The sequence below is a fragment of the Priestia sp. SIMBA_032 genome (genome assembly GCF_046535215.1).
GTDB classification, from domain to species: domain Bacteria; phylum Bacillota; class Bacilli; order Bacillales; family Bacillaceae_H; genus Priestia; species Priestia aryabhattai.
Genome location: NZ_JAWRXD010001422.1, coordinates 1 through 242, shown reverse-complemented (window position 1 = coordinate 242; position 242 = coordinate 1). Strand labels below are relative to the sequence as shown.

General features: G+C 36.4%; 1 protein-coding gene. It reads right to left on the bottom strand.

Annotated elements, in window-relative coordinates:
• Positions 1-242: hypothetical protein (locus SB717_RS38990; protein ID WP_410908627.1), on the bottom strand; the 242-nt coding region annotated here is incomplete at both ends.

Sequence of the window (242 nt, the reverse complement as noted above, 5' to 3'; positions counted from 1 at the left end):
ATCAGGTTTGGTTACTACGTTAAGTACTTTTGTAGAATTCTCGGTTTTTGTTTTTTTAGTATTAAATCCGGATTCATCCATATCAATAATCTGGATGCGTTCTATAATGTCTGCCGGTAATTCTTTTATGGCTTCCTTAACTGAACCTGAAAAATATTCGGTGCCGTTAAAAAGGGCTTTTGCTACAATTTCATCGTTATAAAATACACTGCCGTCAGCATCGATTCGGATGCCTTCCATTC